Origin of the sequence: Dolichospermum sp. LEGE 00246 (assembly GCF_015207865.1) — a bacterium.
In the GTDB taxonomy this organism is placed as follows: domain Bacteria; phylum Cyanobacteriota; class Cyanobacteriia; order Cyanobacteriales; family Nostocaceae; genus Dolichospermum; species Dolichospermum heterosporum.
The window spans coordinates 1-16,939 of sequence record NZ_JADEWA010000005.1; the positions used below are offsets into that span (position 1 = coordinate 1).

At 38.1% G+C, this 16,939-nt stretch carries 9 protein-coding genes and 2 pseudogenes; 6 read left to right on the forward strand and 5 right to left on the reverse strand.

The window, feature by feature from the left end; genetic code table 11:
• Together IQ228_RS26305 and IQ228_RS26310 are read left to right on the forward strand one after the other, a co-directional pair.
• Positions 1–410: transposase family protein (locus IQ228_RS26305; protein ID WP_228043616.1), on the forward strand; the 410-nt coding region annotated here is incomplete at its 5' end.
• Positions 411–439: 29 nt separating this feature from the next.
• Positions 440–952, forward strand: a complete 513-nt coding sequence (locus IQ228_RS26310; RefSeq protein WP_370566790.1) for a transposase family protein — start codon at positions 440–442, stop codon at positions 950–952.
• 177 nt (positions 953–1,129) lie between these two features.
• On the opposite strand, the pseudogene IQ228_RS27245 reads toward IQ228_RS26310, so the two are convergent.
• A pseudogene (locus tag IQ228_RS27245) lies at positions 1,130–1,372 on the reverse strand (hypothetical protein); the annotation flags it as partial.
• 3 nt (positions 1,373–1,375) lie between these two features.
• A pseudogene (locus tag IQ228_RS27250) lies at positions 1,376–1,603 on the reverse strand (transposase); the annotation flags it as partial.
• A gap of 832 nt (positions 1,604–2,435) precedes the next feature.
• Between IQ228_RS27250 and IQ228_RS00625 the strand changes: the two are divergent.
• From IQ228_RS00625 to IQ228_RS00635, 3 genes are all read left to right on the forward strand, one after another.
• Positions 2,436–3,146, forward strand: a complete 711-nt coding sequence (locus IQ228_RS00625) for a response regulator transcription factor (protein WP_193961939.1) — start codon at positions 2,436–2,438, stop codon at positions 3,144–3,146.
• Between the two features lie 358 nt (positions 3,147–3,504).
• Positions 3,505–5,388 (forward strand): CHASE2 domain-containing protein, encoded by a 1,884-nt coding sequence (locus IQ228_RS00630; protein ID WP_193961940.1) that lies wholly within the window; start codon positions 3,505–3,507, stop codon positions 5,386–5,388.
• 32 nt (positions 5,389–5,420) lie between these two features.
• Positions 5,421–6,155: a DUF928 domain-containing protein gene (locus tag IQ228_RS00635; RefSeq protein ID WP_193961941.1), complete on the forward strand. Its 735-nt coding sequence runs from the start codon at positions 5,421–5,423 to the stop codon at positions 6,153–6,155.
• 118 nt (positions 6,156–6,273) lie between these two features.
• Here IQ228_RS00635 and IQ228_RS00640 read toward each other — a convergent pair whose 3' ends face one another.
• On the reverse strand, positions 6,274–8,925 hold the full coding sequence (locus IQ228_RS00640) for a CHAT domain-containing protein (protein ID WP_228043617.1): 2,652 nt from the start codon (positions 8,923–8,925) through the stop codon (positions 6,274–6,276).
• Between the two features lie 863 nt (positions 8,926–9,788).
• Between IQ228_RS00640 and IQ228_RS00645 the strand changes: the two genes are divergently transcribed.
• Positions 9,789–11,537, forward strand: coding sequence for a ShlB/FhaC/HecB family hemolysin secretion/activation protein (locus tag IQ228_RS00645; protein WP_193961943.1), 1,749 nt, complete (start codon positions 9,789–9,791; stop codon positions 11,535–11,537).
• A gap of 20 nt (positions 11,538–11,557) precedes the next feature.
• On the opposite strand, the gene IQ228_RS00650 is transcribed toward IQ228_RS00645, so the two are convergent.
• Together IQ228_RS00650 and IQ228_RS00655 are read right to left on the reverse strand one after the other, a co-directional pair.
• A complete protein-coding gene (locus tag IQ228_RS00650; RefSeq protein WP_193961944.1) occupies positions 11,558–11,983 on the reverse strand; it encodes a hypothetical protein in 426 nt (141 codons plus the stop codon).
• 245 nt (positions 11,984–12,228) lie between these two features.
• Complete coding sequence (locus tag IQ228_RS00655) at positions 12,229–16,902, reverse strand: S-layer family protein (protein WP_193961945.1); 4,674 nt, start codon at positions 16,900–16,902, stop codon at positions 12,229–12,231.
• Positions 16,903–16,939 lie beyond the last annotated feature (37 nt).

A 16,939-nucleotide genomic window follows, 5' to 3' on the forward strand; every position in this document is an offset into this window, starting at 1 on the left:
ATATAATAATTAGTTTTCAACAGGAAAATATGAGTTTAATACTGAATCACATTGAAGAGAATCATAAAGAAACACAAAGATTAATTGGTCTAGATTATGAGCAGCTACAAAAATTAATTCAAAATCTCGAACAATTACACAATGAAAAACAAGATTTATTAGAATCAAATAAAACTAGAATCATTGCAGGTGGAGGTGGTAGGAAACCTAAATTATCGCTCCCAGAACAAATAATTTTGACTTTGGTTTATCTCAGACATCTAACTACATTTCAACTTCTGGGTATTCAGTTTGGTGTAAGTGAATCTACAGCAAATAGTACATTTAATTATTGGTTGCCACTATTGAGAGAGTTATTACCATCTAGTTTAATAGAACAAGTAAAAAAAAAGAATCTGACTATGAGGTAGTTAAAGAGATACTCACAGAGTATGAGTTAATTGTAGATAGCTATGAACAGGTCAGGGAAAGACCTGGAGACAATGAAGAGCAAGAAAAATATTACTCTGGTAAAGAAAGTAAACATACATTTAAAAGTCAAATAATTATCTTGCCAGATGCCAGCGATATTGTTGATATTATAGCTGGTGAACCTGGACCAAAAAGTGATATAACTTTATTTCGAGAAAACCGCGATAACTTTGACCCAAAACAAAAATTTAAGGGAGATTTAGGTTATAAAGGAGAAGATTTAATTGACACTCCAATTAAAAGACCAAGAAATGGAAAATTAACAACAGACCAAAAAAAAGAAAATACGGAATTTGCATCTAAACGAGTATTTGTTGAACACAGAATTCGTTCTATAAAAATATTTCGAGTTGTTCGAGAAAGATTTAGGTTAAAACCTAAAAAGTATGAACAGGTAATTTTAACAATTTGTCGATTAGTTAGATTACGAATTGGTTCACTCATATTACCAGCAGAAATAACCCCTGTACTATCAGTTTAAAATTCATGCACATAACTACATCTTTTTGCCTTGTTACTATCAATAAATATCTCAAACACCTATTTTATCGTATTAACTCCTATTTTATCGTATTAACTAGCTAATCTGCAATATTTGAAAATGCAGCTTAAAAGCTAGTCACAAAGCGACTTTGACTATTTTCGGAGATGTCTAATGTTTAATTTTAGTGACTAATCCCTGTTGCAATTCTTTGGGCAATGTCATCATTTTATCAATTATCTTAAAAAGGTTAACAATTTTTTCTTTTGTTAAGCCTCGCTCGTAAAGTCCCCTAATTAATGTCCATTTCCACTGTTCCCGTTCTGCTAAATTACCTGTGGTGGCTTTGGTTTTTAAATGCGCCATTACTATGATAGCAAAGGGATTATCACTTGATTCTAGTTCATTCCACCTATTTTTTAGGTTTTTACGGTGACGCTTTTTTCCTGGTTGCCAACCAGGAGACTTTCCGCGAGGTTTGGTTGCAGAGGCGGGAGTACCAATGGCCGCAAAAACTCCACCAATAGATTGAGCAACTCTTCCAGGGGTCAAATTATTCAAATTATCTAGAGACTTCTGCCAAGGGAGAGGATTATCGGTAACAATATCACGAGCTAACCACAATTCCCAAGTCATCAACGGCATCAGGTCGTCCATCGTAAATCCATGCGTTAGGTAGACTAGGCGGTGGCTCGTTGTTGTCCTCTTTCTCGCCCTCATTAAGAGGTTGTTTTGGGCTTTCTTGGTTGAAGATGTTAGGGATAATAGATGGTGCTTTTTTCACAATCTCATCAGAAGTTAATCTTTGCATCGTTTTTACATCCTTATAAGATATGTAATTACTTGTAAAAATTTTAAGTGGGTAATTTCCTGACTTTTAACGTAAGATACTAGCTAGTATTCAGTAGTTTTACTAAAGCGTATGAGTTATACGATATCCGATATATTCAAGCGACGTATTCACCTTTTCTGCCTGTTTATTTGCAGAAAACTGCATACTTCAATGAAAATTTGTTTATTTATGATCTAAAGGTGCAGTTTTATTAGATACTTAAATAATCTATATATATCAATCCTAAATGATTCCTGATAGCTTGCGTGGCGTAGCCATAAAATAGTAAGTAGTGTAGGGTGGGCATTGCCCACCCTACGTATAGTTCAAAAATCAAAAAATTATTTTTCTACTTTGACTGCTTTTTTGAAGTATATAGCGGTTCTTTTGTTGAGTGAGATACAATAACCCCACCCCCAACCCCCTCCAATATCAAAGGTTTATCCTTTTCTTGCCCCCGCATCGGGGGGATTGAGGGGGTGCGAGGAGGGGGCTTATGATGTATCTTATTCAAGTGCATACCGCTATAAAATAAACATCTACTTTGTGAAGCATATTTTGAGCTAAAAGCTCATTTTATGATTCAAGTCACACAGGAATTTTTCAGTAAAACTGAAAGAAACCTATAATTTGGACGAATATAGTAACAACATGGTAAAAATAAGTTTGAAAGAACATCACGTTGATGGAAGTTTATCAGAGGAAAAAAAGCTGCATATTCTTGTTGTCGATGACCATCAATTAATTTTGACTGGCACGTTCGATATACTAAATCGAGAATATCCAGAAGCTTTTATTATTAAGGCTCAAACAGTAAAAGAGACACTTTTTCAACTGCAATGTCATCAGTTTGGACTGATTGTGATGGATTTATCAATTCCCACTCAACCAGGGGAAACAGCAAAAAGTGATAGTGGAATTAATCTGTTACAAACTTTGCTTAAAAAATATCCCGAGCAAAATTTCATGGTGCAAAGTAGTTATGTAAGAGCGTTAATCCGGATCAAACATGAGATTGATCATCATCAAGGTGGGTTTGCGATCGCAGACAAAGGATTACCCGAATCGGAAATGCTAATGCGGGTTAATGTGGCACTTCATGGTGCAACTCACACAAGAGATATCAACACGGGGATAGAACTCAAACCGGAATGGTTGGAGGTGTTGCGGTTGGCTTTTGAAGAGAGTTTGACAGATAAGGCGATCGCCGAACGAATGTATAAATCAGAACGAGCAGTTCGTACTTACTGGACGAAAATTCAGGATGTTTTAGGGGTGTATCCTGAAGATTGTCGGCAAAATGGTAAGAATATGCGAATGCAAACCAAAATTCGTGCTAGTGAAGAAGGTTTAATTGATTAATATGAACAACAAGATCCCCGACTTCTTAAAGAAGTCGGGGATCTGACTCTTATCAATGTGTAAGTAAGGGCTCCCGGTTCGCTCATTTTTTTTGGAGTTCGAGAAATTGCCAAAAAAACAAGAAATCCAGGTGTCGTAATGGTTTTAGCGATTTCCCGAAATTTAGCTTGAACTACCACATCCGGCGCTAAAACTCTATTTTTATGCGAACTGCTTGCAGCAGCGCTTCGCTATCGCATAAAGTCTGTAGGGTAGTACATTTTTATCAAAGCCGAAAACCCTGATTAAATCGTTCAGCTTTTTTGTAACTCGATTTTAAATGGGCGAACCGGGAGTAAGGGAGCAAGAAAAATAGAATATGAGCAGGAGAATTTGGAATCGCATTGGCCAAGAATTTGGGTTGTGGGCGCTGGCTGCACGTCCTGGAATTATAGTGCTGATTGTAGTGATATTGATCCGGATAGCTGGAGGAATGCAATCTTGGGAATGGATGCTTTTCGATACGATGTTACGTCTACGTCCGGCAGAAAAACGTGATGAACGGATAGTAATTGTGGGTATTGATGAAGAGGATATTCAATGGGTTGGACAATACCCAGTTCCAGATGAGAAGATTGCCAAGTTACTCACTAAGTTGGAAACTTATCAACCGCAAGCAATTGGGCTGGATATGTTCAAAAATGTTCCTGTTGAACCTGGTGGTGAACAACTAGCGCAAGTATTACGCTCAAATCCTAATATTATTGGGATTGAAAAAATTTTACTACCCGGAGTAATTTCACCACCCCAAAGTTTGCCAGTAGAACGCGTGGGATTTGCCGATTTACGTAATGATGCGGATGGTAAAAATCGACGCTACTTATTGTATACATCTAATCCTAAAAATATCTATGAAGATAAATATTCTTTAGCGTTGCAGTTAGTTATTAAATACTTAAAATCCCAAGGAATTGAGTTAGAAACGGGAAAACATGACCCGAATACAATCATGATTCGGGGAATTGAATTACCCCGAATTACCCGGAATTTTGGCGGATACGTTGGTGTTGATGATGGCGGATTGTCAATTTTAATGAGCTTTCGCAACAGTGAGAAACCTTTTCATTTTGTCTCGTTACGCGATGTTCTCAATGGGAAAGTTGATGCAAAATTGTTGCGCGATCGCATTGTCTTAGTTGGCAACCGTAATCCGAGTGTAGGTGATATTGTTTATACATCTGCCTTGTCTAACTTAAAACCAAGTGGTCAAATTTATGGCATTGATTATCACGCTCATGTGATTAGCCAAATCCTGAGTACCGTGATAGATAACCGACCAATGTTACACAGTTGGGGAGAGATAGGAGAGTACACATGGATATTTATTTGGGGTATTGTACCGATTATTATTGGGCGGCTGACCCAATCTGTGTGGAAGAATCTACTGAGTGTAGGTGTCGCTGGTTTTTGTTTGTTTAGCTGCGGGTATGTGATGCTGTGGGTGTGGGGTATATGGATTCCTGTAGTATCTAGTTTGCTAATATTAGCTGTGAATGGAGTTGGTTTGAGTGCTTTTGCATTTTACCAGCATGATAAATTCTTGCGATCGCAAATTAAGGAACGTCAAAACACCATTGATCACACTTTTACCATCATTCATAATGGACCACTGCAAACGCTTTCTTATGGATTAAAACTTCTGCAAGCTAAAGATATCCCCCATAAGCAATTGCTAGAACAATTTAAAAAACTCGATCAGGAAATTCGAGAAATTGGCGAATATCTCAAACTCGAAGCATTAACCACAGAAGATCGGTTACGTTTAGGTAGTGGATTGATACTAGACTTAAATCAACCACTTCACACTTTATTATATGAAGTTTATTCTAGTACCTTAAAACGTACAGATTTGGAATATTTTATCAACAGAAAAATTATTCCTAGCCGGGATTTTGAACCAATTGATGATCAATATTTAAGTAAAGAAGATAAACGCGCAATTTGTCTTTTTTTGGAAGAAGCTTTGTGTAATGTTGGCAAACACGCCCAAGGGGTCAAGTGTGTTGAAGCATCACTAATTTATAGTACAAACAAATATAAACTATCAATTAAAGATAATGGCTCAGGAATTAAATCGCAAATAGAAAATCAAGGAACAAAAGATTTTAAACTAATCGCTAAACAATTAAAAGGAAACTTTCAACGTGAATCCCTTTCTCCGCGCGGGACTATATGTGAACTTACTTGGGAACTTATGAAGTAAAATGGTAAAAAATAAAACTTAACAACATCACCATGACTTATAAACATTTTGCATCTTGGCAAAATCAACGCAGACTCACAAGCTTAGTTGTGGGAGGAGTTTTTCTCCTGACTGTATTCCCTGCCTTTGCTAAGTTTAAACCACGCGATCGCACACCAGCCAGTGAATATTCCCGTGCAAGTGGTAGCCGTGGATGTGCAAATAATGGTGGTATCCCTTTGACACAACTTGCACCTCAGACATTTATCAGTAAAACTGCTTCTACACGACCAATGTTAGCTTGGTATATGTCAAGCTCCGAAACCGTGCAATTTCGACTCTTTGAATTTGATTCAGCTAACACCCTTCAACAAATTGGGCAAGATCAAAAAATACCCACAACAGTTGGAATTAACAAATTAAAACTTCCCCTTAATTACCCTGAACTCACAGTAGGTAAAACATATTTATGGCAAATTGAAATTGAATGCGAAAACGAGCCGATTATTAATAGTGCAGCAGAATTTACTGTCATCAATCCTCAATCATTCGCCAAAAACCAATTTACTGGCATTTCAAAAAGCGTAAATTATTATGCCGAAAAGGAACTTTGGTATGAAGCTCTAGAAAAAGCATTATCAGCAACTGATAATGGTAAACTGGGGCAATTGGGGGCAACTTTAATTAAAGACCTGGCAGAGTCAGAAATCCTCATTGGTGAAAAACCAGAAATCGCCAAGATTCAGGAACGAATCAAATATCTCCAACAAATTTCTAGCACTCCTTAAAGTTATAGCAATTCCCATTCAAGTGAGGTACAAGCAGTAATAATTAAACGCAGATGGACGCAGATAAACGCAGATAATTTTGTACTTCATTAGACTAGGAAATGCTATAGGATCTGTTTCAAAGCCAATTACCAATCACAATCATTGCAGCCCAATATCCGGGGTGATCATACTTGTCATTGATTGGTAATTTCTTAGCATTAATCATTCTCATTTGGGCTGTTTGTAAAGCCTGGGCAATACTCATGCCATCATTACGGTAGTTGGTGTAAAATGTTTTCACCAGTTCAGATGTTGAGTCATCTTGGATACTCCACAAAGAGGCGATCGCACTTTTAACGCCAACTTGTAAAGCCACTCCAGCTAATCCTAACGTAGATCGGTCATCACCAACCGCTGTTTTACAAGCAGTTAGGGTCAATAGTTCGACACTATCTGATTTACTGTTGAGGTTTCGTAAAGAGTTTTCTAATTGGCTAATGGTAAGTTTTTGGTTTTGACCGGTGACAATAAAAGTATCTTCAGGAATGATGCCAAATTGAGCGTGACTAGCAATATGGACAATGGGATATGTGGTTTTCTCAAGTTTTTGCCCAAAGCTTTCGGTGCTAAAATTATCGTCAATCAGAGCAGTATGATTAGGGAATATACTTTCAACTACACTAACTTCTTTGGGAACCCAAGAAAGCTGATTAAAACTCTTACCATCAATTTTAGATTCTTTTGTTAAACCCAAAATTAACGTCTTTTGCTGCCGTCGATAACTTACTTTCGGTGCAGTTAATCGTAAACTAGGAGTTGTGGCAACTGCGTAGGTTTCCACCAAGTATTTCTTTTCTTGATGATCATAAAGTGCTGCCATTGGCACACTCCGCAAAAATTCATCTTGAATAAACACAAGGGTTTTAATTTTGTCAGGTTTAATATCCTCAGCAAAGGGACGAATTATCCAATCATAAAGTTGTGCCGCAGTGGTTTTATCGTAGTTAATTTTTCCGGTTGTGATTAATCCTTTGCGAAACTCGGTAATTTTTTTCTCCAATCCATCCCTGCTAACTATTTTGTCACCTTCTTGATTGGGGTCTTCAATCCACTTAAATTTGGTGATCTGATTGGGTAATTGCAATAATATCCCGGTTTTGTCCTTTAAAATTATGGAACTCAAAAATGCAGTATTCTGAAATGCCACACTATTATCTTTGAGAATTTCCCCGACCTGTTTAGGATTCAACGCACTTAAAATGCAATCATTGCCAAAATAATTCTGTAATTCTGCCAGTTTCAAAGCATCAATGGTGTTAACTACTTTTGATAATTCCTTGGCACGTTGTTCATCTGTAATTGCCCCAATTCCGAGCAAATCGAGCCGCGACTGTGCCAATGTCTGGTACAATGGCTGCACAACATCGCGGAAGTCAAACTGGACATCTCGTTCAGCGGTTAAAATATTGCTGCGGATATCTTCCAGGATATCAAATGCTCGTTGATAAGATGCAATCTCTTCTTCTTTGCGACTTTGTTGATCTAAAATCCTTCCAGCTTGCCATTCCCACAAATATAAACTATCTTTGGCACTCATCTTGTGATCCGCTGCGACAATAGCAGTTTGGGTGTATTTTAATGCCTTTTCATAATCTGACCGACATTCCCAGTAATGACCTAAAGCACCATTAGCATAAGAAATCAGGCGATTATCTGGTAATTTTTTACTTGTTAATACTGCGTTTTCGAGCAAATTCAATGATTCATTATTCCCAGATAAAACCAACTGATTTGGACAGGATGTAAAGGGTGAAGTTCCTTTAGCATCGCGCTGTAAATATGCTAAATCAATTGCCCCATAAACTTTTGTAGCTGAATCGGGCAAATTTTCAAGAACTACTAAAGCATACTTGAGATTTTTGTTAAACTCCTGATCATCAATAATTTCATACTTATTTGTTTGAGAAGCTAACTGAATTAAATTTAATAATCCTCGCATTTCTGCTAAAGATTGTTTTTGATTGCGCGCGAATTTTATACTATTCTGAAAATATTGATGGGCTTTTCTGTAATCTTCTTGTGACTTTTTAAAAAATTCTTCTTTCTTACTAGAAAGACCAGCTTTATCTGCCGAATCAGCTTGTAAATCTCGCAATTGACCGCGACTTTTGTAAGCATTGCCCAAACTATTTAACACCAAAAAATTATATTCTGGAGAAACTTGTTTAGCTGTATCTAAATACTTAATTGCTTGGTCGTAATTTCCAAGTGAGCGATATGCCTCACCGAGAATACCCAAGGCCGCAACTTGTCCGCGTTTGTCGTTGTATTTAGTGGCGATTTGTTCAGCACTTTCTGGAGTGCATTTTATTTCTTGACTTGGTTGATTCGGCGATATTTTTGATTTATCTAACAGTTGACCACACAAAAGTGCGATCGCTTTACGAGGTTGTCCCAAATTGCTGTAAACTTGAGCCAGTTCTGATTTCATGCGTCCAACTTGCTGGATATTTTTCACCGCATCATAGTCACGAATTGCCGCCGATAGCGAGACAATTGCTGCTTTATTTTCTCCTATTTGTTGGTAGGCACGCGCCAAATTTTCATTGACAACCGCAGTCACTGAGGGATTATTTTTATCCTGTTTTAGTGCCTCTTGCCAACTTTTTATAGCATTAAGAAAATTTCCGGTATTATAATCTTTGATTCCTTGTTCAATTAGTGCATTAACATTTGGAGTTTGTGCAGATACAACTTGTCCAAATAAAAGAGATATCACTAAAGTCATCAAAAATAATATTTTAATAAATCTGTGATGCCGATTTAGTTTTTGGTGTTGCTGAGTAGAAAAATAAATTAGCCTTTTGCAGAGGTTTTCTATCTGATGCAACAATTGTATCCACAGACGCGCAGAGAGAAATATTTTGAGATATTTATTTAGATTTTTTTTCATATTCATAGACACAGAAAAAATATTTACACAATATTGCAGGTAAATGAGATACCAACTTTAATCACAAAGCCTTTTATCAAGAGGGTTTGACCGATGAAAGTTGCTGTATTGAACTTTTATTATTTAAATTACCAGAAATCAGTAGAAAAAACTGAAATTTTCAAAAGTGTACAGTTTTATGCAATTAAAACAGTCCTATAGTTAATATTATTGAATAATGCTCCAAGCTTGACTTTTCTGAAATTATAAAAAATATTCCCATCAGTAGTAAGTAGGTGAACAAAATAAAAACTAGAGATATTGCGTTTTGTAAAATGGCTGAAACTCAATCAGAATCCCTCATTGAGACAACTTTACATATCGTTACATACCCTTAAATTTTTCTGTTCACCTACTTATCATGGATTGTATTTTAATTTCTCCCAGGTCAATTACTTACGAATCAAGCTCATCATCTGCAAAAAGTCATTTGGCAAAAAGGCGACCCAATAATTGAACCACAAGGATTGTATCATTTACCCAATGGGCAATTAATTAATCTTGAATCGAAGTTGTTAAACAGAAATCATCTATCAAAGTGTGATGGTGATTAGTGCAATACGGTTTCGTTAAGTGTATAATGAAGTATAAATATATCTAAAATCCTGACCAATCCTGACCAATGAAAAATGATGACCTTTACAAATCTTAGATAAACAATGGTTTCTTACTTTCGGTTTCCACACCTTTTTTTAATCTTACTTACCTGCATCACTATTACTCCACTCGCAGTATTTGCACAATCAACACCCCCTTCGGGAGTGATAATTCCCCCTGATACACCAGGGAAAGTGGAAGAAACGATTCCTCAACCATCACCATTACCAACCCTTCCTCCCACACCACCTATACCCACTGTTCCCATACTCCCATCACTCCCACAGGAAAATCTACCCGATACGGCTTTTCCTAGTGGTGAAAGTTTCTTTGTCAAAGAAATCCAAGTCCAAGGATACTCTGTTTTAAAAGATGAAATCATCAAGTTAAAACAGCCTTTAGAAAATAAAAATATTACGTTTGAACAGTTATTACAATTGCGATCGCAAATCACCAAACTTTATGTTGATAATGGCTATATCACCAGTGGTGCATTTATTCCCAACAATCAAGATATCGCTAATGGTATCGTGCAAATCCAAGTTATAGAAGGCGAACTTGAAGGAATTACAATTTTAGGTTTAGAAAGATTACAACCTGGATACGTGCGTTCCCGGATTGAACGGCTTGCAGGTAAGCCTTTAAACCAAAAAAGACTCGAACAAGCATTGCAATTATTACAAATTGACCCTGTTATTGAACGAGTTAATGCTGAATTAACCGCAGGTAGCACCCCTGGTAGCAATATTTTACAGGTGAAAATTACTGAATCGCCAGGATTCCATGCAGGGATTACCTTTGCTAATAACCAATCACCTAGTGTTGGTTCAAAACAAGGAAGTGTTTTTATTGCTCACGATAATTTTTTGGGATTTGGGGATAAATTCAGTGGGGAATATGCGTTTACTGAAGGTTTAGATAATTATAATGTCGGTTATTCTTTTCCCTTTAACGCTTTAGATGGAACTATTGGTGTCCGCTACAGCAACAGTGGTAGCCGGATTATTGAAAGCAAATTCCGTGATTTGGATATCCGCAGCGCAGGGGAAACCCTTTCTTTTAACCTTCGTCAACCGCTAACCCACACACCAAATAATGAATTGGCTCTAGGTCTAGCATTCGATTTACGGAAAAGTCAAACCTTTATCCTCAATGATATTCCCTTCTCCTTTACCCCAGGACCAGAAGACGGGAAATCAAAAGTTACGGTAATTCGCTTTTCGCAAGATTGGTTACAACGTAATACTAACAGTGTTCTAGCGGCGCGATCGCAATTTAGTGTTGGTATTGATGCAATTGATGCAACCGTCAATGATAGTGGTACTGATGGGCGTTTTTTCGCCTGGGTGGGACAATTTCAATGGGTACAACGGCTATCTCCCCGGATCTTGATGCTGTCTAAAGTTAACACTCAACTTACTCCTAATTCCTTACTTTCACTGGAAAAAATTAGTCTTGGGGGAGTGGACACAGTGCGCGGTTATCGTCAAAATCAACTTGTTGCTGATAATGGGGTAGTGGGAGGAGTCGAAATTCGTATTCCCTTGACATCAAGTGTGGAAACATTACAGCTAATACCATTTTTTGACATGGGTACAGCTTGGAATAATGGCGGGATTAGTGCTGACCCACAAACCATTGCTAGTATGGGGTTGGGCGTGAATTGGCAACCTTTTAGCGGTTTGGTATTGCGTGCAGACTATGGTATACCTTTTATTGGGACAAGCGGTAGCGAAGCGCGACCTAGGAATCGCGGAACTTCGTTACAAGATAATGGTTTTAATTTTTCAGTGCGCTATCAACCATTTTAACAATAGATATAAATAAAAAACTACTCTGTATAGAGGGCGATCGCTCTACCATCTTCTGATGTTCCCACACATCCTATTCCCGAATTCAACCCACAGCTTAGAGATACATTCCATGTGCGAGTGATATAATTACCTTCTTGCCATGACATTTGGTCAACATAGAAATATTCACCACTGGCAGCATTAACAAATTGGGTAGGATTCACAATGAGGATGAAACAATATTTTGATGAGCATAACTTAATATTGGCACTGGCATTATCAAAAGTACCTAACACAGTAGAAGTACAACTATATTTTTGATCTCCGAACACAATATTACAAGTTGATGGATAAAGGGTTTTAGAGTTTCTAAAATTAACTGCTCTTTCTGCTAGTACAGGGTTAGCATTGAGGGTAAATAAACCTACAGATGCTACTAAGGATGTAATCATTCTTTTGAACATAATTTTTCTCCTAATGACAAATTGTTGAACTGTTTTGCTGTTCAGCTTTTTTGTCTATTTATTACAGGATAAAAAAAATGTGAAAATTATTCCTTCACCATTTATGCTGATCAAGATGCAGGATTTACCACCAACAGGTGCAGCATCTAGTATTAAAAATTGCAGAAAACTGTAGTGTCACTTAACAAATTTGGTGATTAACAGTCAGACAAAATTCAAAAAGTTGGGGATCTAAATCTATGAAATTATTCAGAACATCCTCGACTCAATAACAACTGACCATTATCCAAGCGATACATACCTTGCGGTTCGATAATTGGGTCGCCTTTCTTCCAGGGACGCGATGTAGTTTCCACACCTCTCACCTCACCAGTCGTGTAGGTAGAAACCGCAACCCCAGGACGATTAGTAGTCAAAGCACCAGAACCTGTGATGGTAAAAGAGTTTTCTTGTCGTTTAGTACCGCGAGAAATGCAACTATTGGCGATGAGTGAGTTGGTGTCAATGACTGGAGATAATTCCGTGAAGCTGTTTTGGATGGAACTGGTATCGGGGACGTTAATGTTAATCACACCGGCAACGCCTTGTTCCGAACTCGCTGTAATATCACTTTTTTCAGTTAGCTTTGGACGCGACTCGATACCAAAGATCCCTTGAGAATAGATTTCGACGTTTCCACCTGTTCCTGTAAAGGCGTTGGCTGTGATGTCGCTGTTTTCTTTGGGGATGGCAACGATAAATCGGGAATTGATATTGATGTTACCACCATCGCCACCTGATTGCGCTGTACCTGCGGTGGTAGAAATTCCGCTACCGCCACGCAATATTAAACGATTATTAGCAGTTAAATTGATATTTCCACCATCACCAGAGTTGGTTCTTGCGGCAATCAAAGCGTAGTTATCAAGTGTTGTAGAACCAGAATTAATATTAATATCTCCGGCTTTCCCTTGCCCAAGACTGCTGGTACTTACTCGTCCACTATTACTTAAAGAGAAAGAATCTGTTGTCAGATTAATATTACCTGCATTGCCCACAGATGTTGGACTAACTACACTAAAAATACCGCTTAAAAAAATTGTATTGCCAATCCTGCTAAAACCGTCAATGAAAATGCGATCTGCATCAATGGTGATATTACCCCCATCACCTCTAGCAAAGGTACTAGCATTCACTGTTCCACCGTTGGTTAAAAATAAAGAACCTGTTGTTAGGTTAATATTGCCTCCTCTGCCCTCAGCTTCACCTTCTAAGGTAGTAAAAGCAGCGCTGAAACTTCCATTTTTACCGACACCATCAATACTAATAGCATCTCTAGCATTAACTGTAATGTCACCTGCATTCCCTTTACCGTAACTGCTAGCAGCAAGTTGTACACCATTGCGTAGTGTTAAAGAATTGGTTGTTATTTGGATATCTCCACCTTTGCCAATACCTCCAGTAGACAAATAACTAAAAGCGCCACTCGTGAAATTATTGCCACTAACACCATCAATAATGACAGCATCCCGGGTATCAATATTTATATTTCCAGCATTTCGGTTTGCAGTGGTGAGAATTGAACCGCCATTTCTTAAAGTCAGCGTTCCTGTTTTTACTTGAATATTTCCACCATTCCCGCTTGTAGTAGCAAAACTAGATGCCCCAGTTAGAGTTAGAGAATTGTTACTATTGGTTCGCTCAAAGGTAATGGCATCGCTGGTTTCAATAAAAATATTACCAGCATTCCCTTTACCGTAACTGCTAGCAGTAAGTTGTCCACCATTTTTGACAAATAACTCTTTGGCGTTGATGCGGATATTGCCAGCGTTGCCGATGCTATTTCCTATCGTAGAAGTCGTTATTATAGTATATAAACTATTTTCCCCACCGTCCAAAGTTATTGTGTCGCTGGCGTTGATAGTGATATTACCCCCATTTCCCTGTCCTTGTGTACCTGCACTAATGAATGCACCATTAGTGACAGCTAGTGACCCTGTTGTAATTTCGATGTCACCTCCTTTACCTTGAGCTTGACTAAAATTGCCGACACCAACATGATTCTTTATAAATAACTCCTTGGCATTGATGCGTATATTTCCACCGTTACCAGTGCTATTGCTTGTTGTAAAAGTGCCTATTGCAACAAGTGAACCATTTTCTCCACTATCAAAAGTTACTGTGTCACGGGCATTGATAGTGATATTGCCGCCATTTCCCTGTCCTTGTGTACTTCCATTAATAATTGCACCGTTGGTGACAGCAAGTGACCCTGTTGTAATTTCGATGTCACCTCCTTTACCTTCACCACTCTCTAATGAACTAAATAAACCACTATGGATATCACGTTTACCAGCACTCGATGTAACATCTTTTAAGACACCATCAATGATGACACTATCACGAGCATTGATGCTGATATTTCCAGAATTACCTTTTCTTTCAAGATTTTTAGAAGATATTCCACCGCCATTTGTTAAAAACAGCGAGCCTGTTGCAATTTGAACATTTCCGCCGTTACCATTGTATGCTGTTGCAGTTACCAAACTAGGTAAACCATTATTAATAGCAATCCCATCTAAAGTAATCGTATTACCAATATCAAGAAAGATATTACCTCCATTTCCTTGTCCATAATTTCCAGTATCTAGGTTTCCACCATCTTTAAGTAGCAAATTAGCCGCAGTGATGCGAATCTCTCCACCATTACCTATCGCGTTACTACCAGAGGAACTTGATACTCGACTGACAAGGTTTATTGTGCTGTCATAACCTGGAATTTTTATACCTGTGCTGTCATAACCTGAAAATGTCACATTATCGCGGGCATTAATAGTGATATTTCCGGCATTTCCCAGACCATCAGTATTGTTATCTATTGAGGCACCATTAGTCACAAAAAGTGATCCTGTTGTAATTTGAATATTCCCCCCTTTTCCTACACCTCCAGTTAATAAACTGCTTTGTAAACCAGTGACAGATGGAAAAGAAATTCCATCTAGGTTAACATTATCAGCGGCTTCAATGGTAATATTTCCGGCATTACCTTGTCCTAATGAAATTGTTGTTACATTAGCGCCGTTAGTTAACGAGAGTGAACCCGTTTTTATGTAAATATTTCCTCCGTCACCTACCCCCTGATACACATCACTACTAGCATAACTATTGCTATCGAAAGCTACATTATCAAGGGCATTAATGCTGATATTTCCCCCGTTTCCTTTGCCCGATGTACTGCTACTAATAAAAGCTTCATTGGTAGCTTTTAGCGTACCTGTCGTGATTTGAATATTACCTGCATTCCCTTCACCAGTGAATCCTACATTATTAGTAATCCTGCTAGAAAAATTACCAACTGTACCATCTAAAAAAATATTATTACGAGCATTAATGACAATATTACCAGAATTACCTTTTCCTCTCGTGATCCCTCCAATTTCCGAAGTATCGTTTATTTCCAAGGAACTTGTATTAATAGTAACGTTACCAGCATTACCTATTGCACCCTCACCTACCCCGAAATTAATTCCGTTAACTTGGTCTGGTCTTGCAATCCGAAAACTAATATCACCTTGGACGTTGATATTTACATTTCCTGCATTTCCCTGTCCTCCTGGTAGCTGATTATTAGCACCTCGGAGCAGCGATTGGATTTCGGAGTTATCTGTCAAAGAAAGTGAACCAGCAGTAATGTTAATTTCACCACCATTACCTACACCTCCAGATTCAATGTTGTTAGCTATGGTGCTACTGCTAATTTCAACCGCATCTGATGTTTGAATGGATATATTACCACCATTACCCTGTCCGTAAATACTAGCATTAAGGAAAGCACCATTACTTAGCGCAAAAGAGGTAGATTTGATATTGATATCGCCAGCTTTACCAAATGCTCTTTCTTGCACTACGTTAGCGATGAAGCTACTATCTATTAACTTTGTTTGTGCTGTCGCATTAATCGTAATATCTCCACCTTGACTATCTGGAGTACCTAAACCTGTGGCTATTCCCGCTCTTAGTATACTTCGCCCTGCTAAGTTGACATTTCGAGCCTGAATTTTGATATTCCCACCACCCGCACTGCGAACATTGACTTCTGCACCATTATTCAGGGAAACATCGGCGCGTTCGACATTCTCCGGTATAACTAAATTCAGATTATCACCTGTAATATTCAATTCCACATTTCCCGGTGCAGCCAAACCTGCTAACTCAATGTTCCCCCCATAAGCGCGAATACTCCCACCATCTAGATTGATATTTCCACCAACCAGCAGCAAACTTTTATGATCAGCAACTCGCAAACCCGTCACATTTTCACCGATAGGATTCATTCCTGCGGGTGCTTGGGATTGATTGATAATTCCCCCATTTGCTTGGATTTGATTAAATAGCAATACGGAAGGATTAATAGTTAATAATGGGGCGGCTTGGGGATTTGTGGCACTAAAAATACCTTGATTACCAAATTGTACACCGTTGGCAGTTGTCCCCACAAATGAACCCTGCACATCTAAACTAGCATTTTTTCCAAACACAATTCCATTGGGATTGATCAAAAATAAATTCGGACTAGAACTACCAGATGTTCCTAGTTTCCCGAAAATTCCTGAAGGGTTAGTACCTGTCACCCGTGCCAGAATATTTTGGATATCTCCGCTGGGACTGAAAAAATACGCCGCTCTTCCTTCGCTGATATTAAATTCTTTGAAGCTGTGAAAAAGATTGATTTGGCGAGTTGCACCACCAGTAATTACTTCAATTGGTAGTTTCTGAAAGTTACCGATAACTTGGGAGGATTCAGCCCCTAGTGTGTTATCAGGGACAATATTGCTTTGCTGTGCTTGGGTTTTAGTCGTGAAGATACTGACAATTAACCAGCCTAATAACCCTGCTAATCCTAATTGCAAACTCTTGTTTAATTTGTATTTTTTTGTCATAGGGAGAGTTTTTATATAGATTATTTAAGTATCTAAT